General features: G+C 60.5%; 12 protein-coding genes. 4 read left to right on the plus strand and 8 right to left on the minus strand.

Going from position 1 to position 11,998, the window contains the following annotated elements; all coding sequences use genetic code 11:
* Positions 1 to 52: 52 nt before the first annotated feature.
* Positions 53 to 1,048: a ribose-phosphate pyrophosphokinase gene (locus SynNOUM97013_RS04550; RefSeq protein ID WP_186480961.1), complete on the minus strand. Its 996-nt coding sequence runs from the start codon at positions 1,046 to 1,048 to the stop codon at positions 53 to 55.
* Between the two features lie 98 nt (positions 1,049 to 1,146).
* On the opposite strand from SynNOUM97013_RS04550, the gene SynNOUM97013_RS04555 reads away from it, so the two are divergent.
* Complete coding sequence (locus tag SynNOUM97013_RS04555) at positions 1,147 to 1,674, plus strand: hypothetical protein (protein ID WP_186480962.1); 528 nt, start codon at positions 1,147 to 1,149, stop codon at positions 1,672 to 1,674.
* Here SynNOUM97013_RS04555 and SynNOUM97013_RS04560 read toward each other — a convergent pair.
* Complete coding sequence (locus tag SynNOUM97013_RS04560; RefSeq protein ID WP_186480963.1) at positions 1,613 to 2,608, minus strand: LCP family protein; 996 nt, start codon at positions 2,606 to 2,608, stop codon at positions 1,613 to 1,615. The two genes, SynNOUM97013_RS04555 and SynNOUM97013_RS04560, sit on opposite strands and share 62 nt — an antisense overlap.
* Before the next feature lie 71 nt (positions 2,609 to 2,679).
* On the opposite strand from SynNOUM97013_RS04560, the gene SynNOUM97013_RS04565 reads away from it, so the two are divergent.
* On the plus strand, positions 2,680 to 3,714 hold the full coding sequence (locus SynNOUM97013_RS04565; protein WP_186480964.1) for an NAD(P)-dependent oxidoreductase: 1,035 nt from the start codon (positions 2,680 to 2,682) through the stop codon (positions 3,712 to 3,714).
* A gap of 28 nt (positions 3,715 to 3,742) precedes the next feature.
* A complete protein-coding gene (gene malQ, locus SynNOUM97013_RS04570) occupies positions 3,743 to 5,269 on the plus strand; it encodes a 4-alpha-glucanotransferase (protein ID WP_186480965.1) in 1,527 nt (508 codons plus the stop codon).
* On the opposite strand, the gene SynNOUM97013_RS04575 is transcribed toward malQ, so the two are convergent.
* The 4 genes from SynNOUM97013_RS04575 to SynNOUM97013_RS04590 are packed head-to-tail and all read right to left on the minus strand — an operon-like array spanning position 5,233 to position 8,672.
* Positions 5,233 to 6,027, minus strand: a complete 795-nt coding sequence (locus tag SynNOUM97013_RS04575) for a RodZ family helix-turn-helix domain-containing protein (RefSeq protein ID WP_186480966.1) — start codon at positions 6,025 to 6,027, stop codon at positions 5,233 to 5,235. The genes malQ and SynNOUM97013_RS04575 overlap by 37 nt on opposite strands.
* 19 nt (positions 6,028 to 6,046) lie before the next feature.
* Positions 6,047 to 6,766: a pseudouridine synthase gene (locus SynNOUM97013_RS04580; protein ID WP_186480967.1), complete on the minus strand. Its 720-nt coding sequence runs from the start codon at positions 6,764 to 6,766 to the stop codon at positions 6,047 to 6,049.
* 14 nt (positions 6,767 to 6,780) lie between these two features.
* Positions 6,781 to 7,938, minus strand: coding sequence for a sensor histidine kinase (locus tag SynNOUM97013_RS04585; protein WP_370586463.1), 1,158 nt, complete (start codon positions 7,936 to 7,938; stop codon positions 6,781 to 6,783).
* The gene (locus SynNOUM97013_RS04590; protein WP_255442986.1) at positions 7,938 to 8,672 is read right to left on the minus strand and encodes a response regulator transcription factor; all 735 of its coding nucleotides are present in this window, start codon (positions 8,670 to 8,672) and stop codon (positions 7,938 to 7,940) included. Before SynNOUM97013_RS04590 ends, SynNOUM97013_RS04585 begins: the two co-directional genes overlap by 1 nt.
* A 105-nt stretch (positions 8,673 to 8,777) precedes the next feature.
* On the opposite strand from SynNOUM97013_RS04590, the gene SynNOUM97013_RS04595 reads away from it, so the two are divergent.
* Complete coding sequence (locus SynNOUM97013_RS04595) at positions 8,778 to 9,743, plus strand: RpoD/SigA family RNA polymerase sigma factor (protein WP_186480969.1); 966 nt, start codon at positions 8,778 to 8,780, stop codon at positions 9,741 to 9,743.
* A gap of 34 nt (positions 9,744 to 9,777) precedes the next feature.
* On the opposite strand, the gene SynNOUM97013_RS04600 is transcribed toward SynNOUM97013_RS04595, so the two are convergent.
* Together SynNOUM97013_RS04600 and SynNOUM97013_RS04605 are read right to left on the minus strand one after the other, a co-directional pair.
* Positions 9,778 to 10,257 (minus strand): hypothetical protein, encoded by a 480-nt coding sequence (locus SynNOUM97013_RS04600; RefSeq protein WP_186480970.1) that lies wholly within the window; start codon positions 10,255 to 10,257, stop codon positions 9,778 to 9,780.
* Positions 10,258 to 10,297: 40 nt separating this feature from the next.
* A complete protein-coding gene (locus tag SynNOUM97013_RS04605) occupies positions 10,298 to 11,956 on the minus strand; it encodes an AarF/ABC1/UbiB kinase family protein (protein WP_186480971.1) in 1,659 nt (552 codons plus the stop codon).
* Between the last annotated feature and the right edge of the window lie 42 nt (positions 11,957 to 11,998).

Genomic DNA, 11,998 nt, shown 5'->3' on the forward strand with positions numbered 1-11,998 from the left:
AAGCACACCCGTCAGTCGCCGATGCACATGCCGTTGAGGTCGGATTGCTGGTTCAGCGGAACATGGAGCTGACAGAACTCTCCTCATGGATGCGCCAAATGGCTTCTCCGAGCATGTTGGCGACGGAGAGCACTTGCAGCTGCGGGAATGTGCGGTCTGCAGGAATTGGAATGGAATTGGTCACCACGACCTGTTCAAACAGTCCTTCTTCCGACAGGCGCTCTGCGGCTGGAGGAGAAAACACCGGATGGGTCGCACAGGCGATCACACGGCGTGCTCCTTGCTGACGAAGCAGACGTGCGCCGGCGCAGATGGTGCCACCGGTGTCGATCATGTCGTCGATGAGGATGGCGGTACGTCCTTCCACATCACCGATCACGGTGAGACTTTCGGCCATGTTGTGGCCGGTGCGTCGTTTGTCGATGATGGCCAGCGGCGCATCATTCATCTGTTTGGCGAAGGCGCGCGCCCGCGCAACACCACCGACATCAGGAGACACCACAACCAAATCACCCAGATCCTGATCGGAGAGGTAATCCGCCAGCACAGGTGAACCGTAGATGTGATCGCAGGGGATGTCGAAATAACCCTGGATCTGAGCTGAGTGGAGGTCCATGGCCAGCACCCGGTCCACTCCGGAGGTCACCAGCAGGTTGGCCGTGAGCTTCGCAGTGATGGACTCACGTCCAGCTGTTTTGCGGTCAGCCCTGGCGTATCCGTAGTAAGGGACCACTGCGGTGATCTGCCGTGCTGAGGCGCGTCGGCAGGCATCCACCATGATCAGCAGCTCCATGAGGTGATCGTTCACCGGAGCGCAAGTGGGCTGGATCAGGAAGACATCACAGCCGCGAATGGATTCCTGGATCTGGACGTAGAGCTCGCCATCGGCAAAGCGCTTGCAGACCCTTGGACCATCCGGGACGCCCAAATAAGCGGCGATCTCACGGGAGAGTCCCGGGTTGGAAGTGCCGCTGAACAACCTCAGACGACGGGTGTCGTGCTGAATCTTCTCCTGTTCGGCGCGGGCTGCAGTCAGGAATCCGGTCACGATGCCCGCGAACGAGAAACTCGGCAACCCGATCGTAGTGCTGCGTGGTCCCGACGACCCACAGGCGCTTGTCAAACTGAGCCCCCTAGGCTGATTTCATGCTTCAGAACCTCCTGGTGGTGGTCGGTGCCGGTGCCCTGCCGGAGTTACCGATGTCAGCCGCATGCCACGACCTCGCCAGCGCCCTTGATGCCGTTCTGGTGCAAGAGGGTTGTGGTCAGCCGCCCCATCCTTTGCTGCACACGCTGACGAGCTCGTCTGCATCCGATCACATCACGCTGCTGCGGCTCAGTGGTGACGCGGCTGTCGATGAGTCGGGTCAGGGCAGCTGGCTGGACGCGCTAGCGGCTTGGCGTTGTCCAGTGTTGATGCTCGCTGAACCCCGGCCCGATGGCCGTTTTGCCGGCATCGTTCCTGCCTCTGTGGCGTTGGCTCGCGAGCTCAACCTTTCTCTGATGGGTTTGGCACAGCTAGGTGGCACTTGGTCGCCAGAGCTTCGCCGCACCGATGGACTTCCCTGGTGCGGCTGTCTACAGGGGCCAGATGATGATCCTGCAGGGCTGGTCAGTTGCCTGCGCCTTCGTTGGCAGGCAACGGCCAGAGCGGCAGTGGCTGGTCAGGCTTGAGTTCGCGAAGCAGTTGTCGAGCGGCACGCGGTGCTAGCTCGAGCTGACTGATCACCGGAGCCTGTGGGCTGCTCAGGACTGCAGCAGCGAGGCTGAGCATTTCTGAAGAGGTCAGATCCGTCTCGATCTGCATCGAGACTTCACCGATCACCGTTGGCAGCAAGGTGATGGCATTCGGTTGATTCAACTGATCGTGGATTCCACTCACCAACTTCTGCTGACGCCTGCGCCGGTCTTCTTCGTCGCCTGGACTGGGTTTATGACGCGCCAACTGCTCTGCTTGCTGACCGTTCAGGCTCTGTCGGCCCGCTTGAAGGTTGACGGTGTAGTTCTGGGCGAGATCCTTGCGCGAATAGGTCTGATTCAGGGTGACGTCCACCTCCCCCAGACCATCCACCAGGGTTCTGAGTGCTTCACGGGGCATCACCACGTAGCGATCTGGTTGCCCTGGATTGAGCCCCACCACTTCGGCAATCACATCAGCCGTGAGGGAGACACCTCCCTGGCGGTAGGCCGCTGAGAGAGCTTGAAGCTCGTCTTGACCAGGCAGGTTCACCGCCAACTCTGTCGGCAGTTGGAGCACTTGCAGGGGAGCCTTGGCACTGACGTTCAGCAGCATCAGGCTGTCAGCATTGGCGGGTCCGCGAGGCGCCGCTCGATTGCTCGGGTCATTGAGACCGTCGCTATCGAGTCCCACCACGAGCACCATCACCGACTGTTTGGGAAGCGGTGCCAGGCTGGCCGGATCATCGGCAGTCGGCGGTGTTTCCGCCATCGGATCGGGTTCAGGCCAGATGAGTCCCAAGCCTCCTGCGATCAGAGCGGCACCGCCCACAGCAGCAGAAATACGGAGGATGGTGCGGAAAGGGCGGCTACCCAGCCAGCGCTTGCGCTGTTTCGAGGACGCTTCGCTCCCCGCTGCCTCACCCTTCATTGCGATGCGTCGACCAAAACTGGCTCGCAGTCTGGCTTGGTTTTCCGCGAATAATGGGAGGTGTTGACGATATGCCAATGCTTTCAAACGACGCGTTCCGTGACCGATCGCCCGACCAGGTGCGCGTTGTGGTGTTCGGTGCCACCGGTTACATCGGACGCTTTGTGGTCAAGGAGCTAGTGCAGCGCGGCTACAACGTTGTGGCCTTCGCCCGCGAGCGCAGTGGCATTGGTGGTCGCCAGGAGCAAGAGAGCGTGGTCGCTGATTTCCCCGGCGCTGAGGTTCGCTTCGGCGATGTCACTCAGCCGGATTCATTGGCAGATCAGGCTTTTGATCAACCCACCGATGTGGTGATCAGCTGCTTGGCATCACGGACGGGTGGCCGTAAGGATTCATGGGCGATTGACTATGAAGCCACCCTGAACACCTATGAGCAGGGCCGCAAGGCGGGTATGGCTCACTTTGTGTTGTTGTCCGCCATCTGCGTGCAGAAACCGCTGCTGGAATTTCAAAAAGCGAAACTGGCGTTAGAAGCCAAGTTGCGTGAAGGCGAAGGCGTCAGTTACTCGATCGTGCGACCAACCGCCTTTTTCAAAAGCCTCGGTGCTCAGGTCGAAAGCTGTCGCAAGGGCGCTCCCTATGTGATGTTTGAGGGAGGAGAACTCGCCAGTTGCAAACCCATCAGCGAGGCCGATCTGGCCTGCTTCATCGCTGACTGCGTCACGGATCGCGACAAGGCCAATCAGGTGTTGCCGATCGGGGGACCTGGAGACGCCTTGAGTGCTCGCCAGCAGGGAGAAATGCTGTTCAAGGCTCTCGGCAAAAAGCCCTGGATGATTTCACTGCCAATCGCTCTGATGGACGTTCCCGTAGGCGTTCTGGAGTTCCTTTCACAACGGTTTCCAGCGCTGCAAGACACTGCCGAATTTGGAAAGATCGGCCGTTACTACGCCGCGGAGTCCATGTTGGTGTGGGACGAACAGCGCCAGCAGTACGACAGTGCGGCGACGCCGTCCTATGGGACAGACACCCTGGAGCAGTTCTTCGAGCGGGTTGTGCGCGATGGCATGGAAGGCCAGGATCTCGGTGATGCGGCACTGTTCTGATGACGCCAGTTCCTGGGGGTAATCAGTGATGGCGCAGCCGCAATCCACCGGCTTGCAGTCGCGCCGCAGGGTCGGCGTGCTTCTGCATCCGACCGCACTGCCCGGGAGCCCCATCTGTGGAGGTCTGGGCGCTTCGGCGCGGCAGTGGATCCAGGCGCTGGCACGGCATGGCATTGCGGTCTGGCAGGTATTGCCCCTGGCTCCCCCGGATGGCACGGGATCGCCCTACAGCTCTCCATCCAGCTTTGCCCTGAATCCCTGGTTGCTCGACGCGACGGACCTCGTGGATGAGGGGTTTTTGTCGCGCGCGGATGATGCGGCGTTGCCTGGTGCTGGCATCGTCCAACCCAAGCTCGACTTTCAGCTGGCCCAGGAGCGAGCGGTCGGCCTCGCTCGCGGCCTGCAGCGGTGCTGGTCACAGCAAGACCCTGCGAGACACCGAGCCTTTCAAATCTGGCGTAACGATCAGGCCCGTTGGCTGGAGGACCATGCGGCCTTCATGGTGCTGCGGGAGCAGCACAACCATCAGCCCTGGTGGCAGTGGTCATCAGGGTTGGCTCGTCACGATCCGGATGCGTTGCAGGCCTGGAAACGCGATCATCAGGATGCGTTGCTGGAGCAGGAGTTGCTCCAGTGGCACCTCGATCGCCAGTGGCAGCGTCTTCGCCGTCTTGGCGCGGAACTGGGTGTGGAGATCCTCGGCGATCTGCCCTTTTATGTCGCCCGCGACAGCGCCGATGTCTGGAGTCATCGCACCCTGTTTTCGATCGCAGCCGATGGATGCCTGCGTGAGCAGAGCGGTGTTCCGCCGGATTACTTCTCTGCGACCGGTCAACTCTGGGGGACGCCGGTCTACAGCTGGGGACGTCACCGGCGCACGGGATTCCGTTGGTGGCGTGATCGGCTGAAGCGTCAGTGGGCGCTGGTGGATCAACTGCGCCTGGACCATTTTCGTGCCCTGGCGTCCTACTGGTCCGTTCCCGGTCGCGATGACACCGCCATGCAGGGGCGATGGCGCCGTTCACCAGGTGCAGAGCTGCTCGCGCTGCTCAGACGTGATGCGGGGGGGCGGTTGCCACTGGTGGCTGAAGATCTGGGTGTGATCACGCCGGATGTGGAGCGGTTGCGGGATCGCTTTCACCTTCCAGGGATGAAGGTGCTGCAGTTTGCTTTTGATGGAAATTCCAATAATCCCTATTTTCCCGCCAACATTCAGGGGTCTCAGTGGGTCGTCTACCCGGGAACCCATGACAACCCCACCAGCCTGGGTTGGTGGCAGCAGCTGGATGAGGGGTCCCGACAGCGCTTTGCCGCTTGTCTGGATGCTCCAGTCGAAGCGCCTGGATGGCAATTGCTGGAGCTCGGCATGGCCTCCACCGCGCAGCTTGTGATTGCTCCGCTGCAGGACTTATTGCATCTGGATGATGCGGCCCGTTTCAACACGCCGGGCACGGTCGGTGGCAACTGGGACTGGCGGCTGGTGTCGTTGGATGAAGCCGTTGATGGTGCGCTTTTGGGCTATGGGTTGCGTGCCGAGGTTTGGTCGAGGCGATAGATCCCGGCGGCATCCTCTGTGGGCGGCTGGGGTCGTCCGTTCCATTGCACTGTGCCCTCAACGGGTGCCGGTTCCACCCTTAACTCCAGCGGCGGAAGCAGTTGCAATTTCAGTTCACCGGTCACACCGCGCAAGGTGCTGGCATCGCCACTCGCACTGCTGAGAGTGATGGTGCTGGGTTTCAGCAGGCTCAGTTCCAGCAAGCCCGGTGCCGGCAGGGATGCATCCTGCTTTTCCGGCTTCTGCAGGTTGAGGGCCACCGGGGTGAAGGATTTGGTGTTGTTGATCGCCAGTTGGCGCTGCTGCTGGTTCAACGCCAGCAGTGAGACCGTGATCACAACGCCGTACACCACGCTGCCCTGCCAGGTGGTGAAGATGTCGATGCTGCCCAGCGTGAAGCGAGTGCGCCGTTGATCTTGAGGCAGTTGTTGCTGAAAGCCGTGTTCGGGCAGCGCACCGCTCAGACTTTCCGGCTCAAGATCGAGGTATTGCTCCAACCGGTGAAGCATGGCCACCAGGTAGGCCGGCTCCGGGAGTCGATCAGACCAGCCCCGCTCCAAGGCTTCCAGCACCGGTGTGGTGATGCGCACTTCACGGGATAAATCCCGCAGGCTCAAGCCACGCTGTTCACGATGCTCTCGCAAGCGCAGCCCTGCTTCGAACAGAGGGTCAGCCGCGGGGGAGAGGTCCACGCCCGCTGACTCCTGCTTGCGCCGCCTCCACCCCATCCAGGGGAATGAACGTTGAATCAGAGCCATAGCTGCTTGGCGCCTCGCCTCATGCATTGCGGATCAGGCTGCGCCATTCTTGCTCGGGGATCTCTCTCCAGCACCCCTCTGGTAAAGATCCCAGCGAAAGGCGACCGATCGCGATCCTCTTCAGATCGATCACCGGATGTCCCAGCTTCGCTGCAGTTCTGCGGATCTGTCGGTTCCGTCCTTCTCTGAGCGTCACCTCCAGCTTGCTGTGACCACGCCGGCTGGAGATCAGGTGCACCGAGGCCGGCAGCGTGCGCGATCCATCAAGTTCGATGCCCTCTCGCCAGCGTTGCAAGCTTTCCTGGCTCGGTGTGCCTGCAACCGTCACCCGATACGTCTTCTGATGCTCGTAGCGGGGATGCGTGAGTTTCAGGGTGAGGTCGCCATGGTTGCTCAGCAGCAGTGCCCCTCGGCTGTCCGCATCTAGACGGCCCACCGGGTGCAGTCCCTGCCTCAACGCTGTCGGGATCAGTTCCAGAACGGTTGGCCGCCCCTGGGGGTCATGGCAACTGCTGATCACCCCCATCGGCTTGTGCAGCAACAGCACGCGTGACGCGGTTCCCCTCGGAAGGGGCTTGCCATCAACCGTGATCTGGTCGCAGGCGGGGTCAGCCTGATCTCCAGGTGATGCCACTTGGCCGTTCACGGCAACACGCCCCTGCAGCATCCACTCCTCCGCCCGACGTCGCGAGCAGAGTCCTGCGGAGGCGATCAGTTTCTGCAGTCGCTGTTGCATCAAGCTTCGGTTTTGCCTCAGTGCATACCGCGGGGAAGCAGCATTTCGATGGAGGTTCCACCATCCGGGTGATTTCTGGCTTGCACCCTGCCGCCGTGATTCACGGCGATTTGCTGCACGATCGAGAGACCCAGACCACTGCCGCTGCGATTGGAGCGGGCGCGGGACGGGTCGCCGCGATAGAAGCGCTGGAACATGTTGCTGAGGTCACGCTCGCTCAAGCCGGGGCCGTGATCTCGAACGGAGAGCAACCACCACCCGCCACTGGGGAGAATCTCCACCTCAACACAGTTCCCATCGGGTGAGTAACGCAGGGCGTTGTCGAGGAGGTTGAGGACGGCGCGATGCAACCGGCTCTGTTCTCCCAGCAGCGGTCCCGGCTCCTCGGTGTTGCAAATGAGCGAGACCTGGCGTTGATCCGCGAGGGGGCGAATGCTGTTCCAGGCCGCCTCCACCAGCTGATCCAGACAGACCGGTGAGTAGCTCCCCTGTTCATGCGGAAGCACGTTCTCCAGCCGGGACAACTCCAGCAGATCCTCCACCATCAGTTGCAGGCGTTTCAGTTCCCGTTGCAGCCGCTCCACTAGCACCGCGTCCTGATCGGACACGGATCCCTCAAGGCGGTCGCTGACCAGCATCAGAGCTGTGAGAGGCGTCTTCAATTCATGGGCGACATCGCTCACCCAGCGCTCCTGCTGTTGTTGCTGTGCTTCCAGGGACTGGCGACTCTGCAGGAGCACCAGCAGCCATTCATCTGAGCCCGGCAGAACAATCGCTTCGAGAGGAGCGCCTTGTTGATCCCATTCGCAGCGTTGCGGTCGCTGCTGATGGCGCACGCTGACGATCGCCTCTTCAAGCTGAGGGACGGACAACACATCGTCGAGGGGTTGGCCGCGCACCAGAAGATTGCTGGAGAAACGCAGCAGGCGTTCGGCCCTGGAATTGATGTAGCCAATGGTCAGATCCGGCGTGAGGATCAGCCATCCCTGGGTGGCGGCGTCGATCCAGGCCAGCAGCTGGGCTGTACTCAGTGAATAGCCTGAGATCACCGGTGGGGTTTGGCCGGCTTTCGATCGTTTTCGCTCTTGGCCTGGCCAGCGATCACGCAGCGCCCAGCTGCTCAAAACACCGATCGTGATGCCAACAAGAAGCGATGCGCCTGAGCTCACGGTGATCAGCCGAACCGGTAGCCGAAACCACGCACGGTTCGGATGTGGTGGGGTGCCGATGGTGTGGCTTCAATCTTTTCCCTCAGCCATCGGATGTGCACATCCACCGTTTTGGTGTCACCCACGTAGTCGATGCCCCAGATGCGCTCCAGCAGCTGGTCGCGACTCCAGACCCTCTTGGGGTTGCGCATCAGCAATTCCAAAATGCGGAATTCCTTGGGCGACAGATTCAAATCCTGGCCGTCCCGTGTGATTCGGCATTCCCTGCTGTAGAGGCAGAGATTGTCGTGTTCGATGGTTTCCTGCTCTTCCTCGGGGCTGGGTTGGTTCTGCTGTGATCGGCGCAGCAGGGCTCGGCAGCGGGCAACCAACTCTCGCAGCCCAAACGGTTTCACAAGGTAGTCATCCGCTCCAACCTCGAGTCCGAGCACGCGATCGGTTTCGCTGTCCCGGGCACTCACCACCAGGATCGGCGTGGTAATTCCGCGTTTGCGCAATTCTCTGCAAAGGTCGAGCCCGCCCATGCCCGGCAGCATCAGGTCGAGCACCAGGGCATCAATGCCTTCTTCGGCTGTTGTGGTGAGTTGCGTCAGAGCATCGCTGCCGTTCTGACAGGTGGTGACATCAAATCCCTCGGCTTTGAGGGCTTCCTGCATGGTTTCTCTGATCGAGTCATCGTCTTCAACGACCAGAAGACGCGCAGTGCTGACGGCACTGGCGGAGGCAACAGTCACCAGCAAACTCAGAATTACTCACATTCTGCCCTCATCGATTCACTTTGCGGTTGGACGGAAATCCTTTAATCAGTGGTAAATTAAGAAACACCTTGGTTTCGTAATAAGCCGATGGCGCCCTTGTCTCTGCTACCTGATGCGGACCTGGTGCGCTCTTATTTGCGGGACATCGGCCGTGTGCCGCTGCTGAGCCATCAGCAGGAGATCACCCTCGGCCGTCAGGTGCAGGAACTGATGGATCTGGAAGCGCAGGAAGCGGAGCTCAGCGATCAGCGTGGCGGCGAAGCGGTGCCTGCAGCAGAGCTGGCCAAGGCTGCTGGATTGAGCCCAGTACAACTGAAGCGCAAGCTGCAGGCGGGCCGTCGCGCCAAGGAGCGGATGGTGGCTGCGAACCTGCGCCTGGTGGTGAGCGTCGCCAAGAAATACACCAAGCGGAATATGGAACTGCTGGATCTGATCCAGGAGGGAACCATCGGTCTGGTGCGGGGTGTGGAGAAGTTCGACCCGACCCGTGGCTACAAGTTCAGCACCTATGCGTACTGGTGGATTCGTCAGGGGATCACGCGGGCGATTGCTGAGAAGAGCCGCACGATCCGGCTGCCGATTCACATCACCGAGATGCTGAACAAGCTGAAGAAAGGTCAGCGAGAGTTGAGTCAAGAACTGGGCCGCACGCCTTCAGTGACGGAACTGGCGGCATTCGTGGAACTGCCGGAAGACGACGTGAAGGACCTGATGTGCCGTGCGCGTCAGCCGGTGAGCCTGGAGATGAAGGTGGGCGACGGTGATGACACCGAGCTGCTGGATCTGCTGGCCGGTGAAGGCGAATTGCCGAGCGAACAGGTGGAGGGCGAATGCCTGAAGGGCGACCTGCGGGATCTGCTGGGTCAGCTGCCGGAACTACAGGAGCGTGTGCTGCGGATGCGTTACGGGATGGATGGCGAGGATCCGATGAGCCTCACCGCGATCGCCAAGTCGTTGAAGATGAGTCGCGATCGGACGCGCAAGCTGGAACGAGAAGGACTGGAGTTGCTGCGTCGTGGTGATGCTCAGCTCGACGCGTATGTGGTGAGCTGAAAGATCAGTTTTTCAACCCAATTCTTCCCTCGTCTCAGAAGAATTCGTCGAAGTTGTCGAAATCAACCGCCTTGAAGTTGCCTGTTTCCACCTGGGTCATCAGCCTTTCCAGCTGAACCCAGAGGGCGCCGCCCGTGAGCAGTGACAGCAGCATGGCGATTAGGTAAGCCGCACCCGAAGCGAAGCCGAACACCTGCAGGGATCCACCGATGAAGAGTGTGATGCCTAGCAGGGTTCCCGAGAAGCTGATGGTGGTTTCAGCTGTGCCTAAAGGAAGCATGGCTAGCCGGTCCGCTTTCCATCCATCAAGCCGGTTCTGCACCAATTTTGAGAAGGTCAGTCCGCAGAGAATTCCAATGGCCAGACCCAGGCCTGCCACGAGATATGGCGGTTGCTGAATCCTCGCGAACTCCAGCAGGATCTCGTCAGCGTTGAGATCACCGAAAGCTCCGGTGAGCATATCGAGCTCGGCCTGGTCGAGATCGACCGGGGCATAGTCCGGAGCAAGCGACATCGAAAGCGGTCAGAAATTGCGGATCGCCATTATGGCGATGTCATGCAGCCAGTGGATTCAGCCGCTGCAACATTCCTTCTGCGATTTTTCTTGGGCCGAAGGTTCTCCGGATCAGGGAGCTCAGCTCCCTGAGGTCCGAAATGTTCAGGCGATCGTCCTTGATCAGTGTCAGCAACAGTCGCTGTCTGAGATCACCGCCATCACGACTGAATAGCAGACGCAGTCCCGCCCCAGCCACTGGCAGCAAGTCGCCACCGCTCTGGATGCTGGTGTCGTTGCCCACCACCTCCAGCAAACTTTCCAGTCGTTCCACCCGGAGACTGCCCGACTCATCAAAGATCACATCGAGAAGCTTTTCGCGCATTTCACGGGTGTCACCCGCCAGCAATCGCTTGGCCACATAGGGGTAAGCCACCGCGATGATCCGGAAGTCAGGATCCAGCCTTAGGGCCAAACCCTCCTGGCTGACCACCGCACGGATGATCAGCGCGAAGCGCGCCGGAACCCGGAAGGGATAGTCGTACATCAACTCCGAGAAGCGATCCGTGATCGCTTTGAAGTTGAAGGAGCCCACGGAATCGCCGAGGCTGCCTCCCAGGACGTCCTCCAACGCCGGAACAATCGGCGTGAGATCGGCATCGGGTGCGAGAAACCCCATTTGCTGAAAATCGCGAGCAACGGCCTCAAAGTCGCGATTGATCAAGTGCACCACTGCGCCCGTGAGGGTGAGACGGTCGTCATCGCTGATCGAATCCATCATCCCGAAGTCCACGTAGGCCACATGGCCCAGCTCACCGGTGCGACCGCTGAGCGCAAAGAGATTGCCGGGGTGGGGATCAGCGTGGAAGTAGCCGAACTCCAGCAGTTGTTGCAGGCCGCTGATCACCCCCGTTCGGATCAGAGCTGATGGATCGAGCCGTTGAGCTTTCAGCTCCTGTGGGTCGCGCAGCTTGGTGCCTTGGATCCAGGTGGTGGTGAGCACCCGACGGCTCGAAAGACCATCGTCCACCTCAGGAATAGTGACAGCGGGATTGTCGGCAAACAGACCGGAGAAGCGTTTGGCGTTGTCCGCTTCGCAGCAGTAGTCAATCTCTTCGAACAGGCTGCGCCCGAATTCGTCGATGATTTCACCGAGGCCGAACCCCAGGTTCAGAGGCAGGAAGGGCGCTGCCAGTACGCCAAGACTGCGGATCAGCACCATGTCGCGCCGCAGGATGAAGACCAGATTGGGCCGTTGCACCTTGACCGCAACCCAGTGCTGATCGCGAACTCTGGCTTTGTAAACCTGGCCGAGGCTGGCGGCGGCCACCGGTGAATCCGGAAACTCCTCAAACAGTGCATCGACTGGAGCCCCCAGCTCCTCTTCGATCGTTTTGAGAGCAATGGCGTGCTTGAAGGCCGGCAGATCGTCCTGGAGTCGGGTCAGTTCATCCAGCCAATCGCGGCGAATCAGATCCGGACGGGTGGAGAGAGCCTGGCCGACCTTGATGAAGCACGGTCCGAGATTGGTCAGGGTACGCAGCAGGGTGCGTGCCAGGTTGCGTTGCACGCGCGGATCACTGCTGTTGCCGCGGAGCAGAACACTCAGCACCAACCCAAGTAGTGCCCAGAGAATATGAATGAGCCGCGGAATGCCGATCCAGGGACGAAGCAGCAGCCAGCGAGCGTCGCGGCCAGGGTTGTAACGAAGAGGTTCCAAGCGCAGCGGCGCTGTCAGGGGCCTGATCCTAGAAAGTCTCCA

The organism is Synechococcus sp. NOUM97013, from assembly GCF_014279815.1.
Classification (GTDB): domain Bacteria; phylum Cyanobacteriota; class Cyanobacteriia; order PCC-6307; family Cyanobiaceae; genus Synechococcus_C.

Coding starts and splice junctions, on each gene's coding strand:
- SynNOUM97013_RS04565 (WP_186480964.1), top strand. CDS start 2,680: ATGCCAATGCTTTCAAACGACGCGTTCCGTGACCGATCGCCCGACCAG.
- SynNOUM97013_RS04555 (WP_186480962.1), top strand. CDS start 1,147: ATGCTTCAGAACCTCCTGGTGGTGGTCGGTGCCGGTGCCCTGCCGGAG.
- SynNOUM97013_RS04560 (WP_186480963.1), bottom strand. CDS start 2,608: ATGAAGGGTGAGGCAGCGGGGAGCGAAGCGTCCTCGAAACAGCGCAAG.
- SynNOUM97013_RS04595 (WP_186480969.1), top strand. CDS start 8,778: ATGGCGCCCTTGTCTCTGCTACCTGATGCGGACCTGGTGCGCTCTTAT.
- malQ (WP_186480965.1), top strand. CDS start 3,743: ATGGCGCAGCCGCAATCCACCGGCTTGCAGTCGCGCCGCAGGGTCGGC.
- SynNOUM97013_RS04575 (WP_186480966.1), bottom strand. CDS start 6,027: ATGGCTCTGATTCAACGTTCATTCCCCTGGATGGGGTGGAGGCGGCGC.
- SynNOUM97013_RS04600 (WP_186480970.1), bottom strand. CDS start 10,257: ATGTCGCTTGCTCCGGACTATGCCCCGGTCGATCTCGACCAGGCCGAG.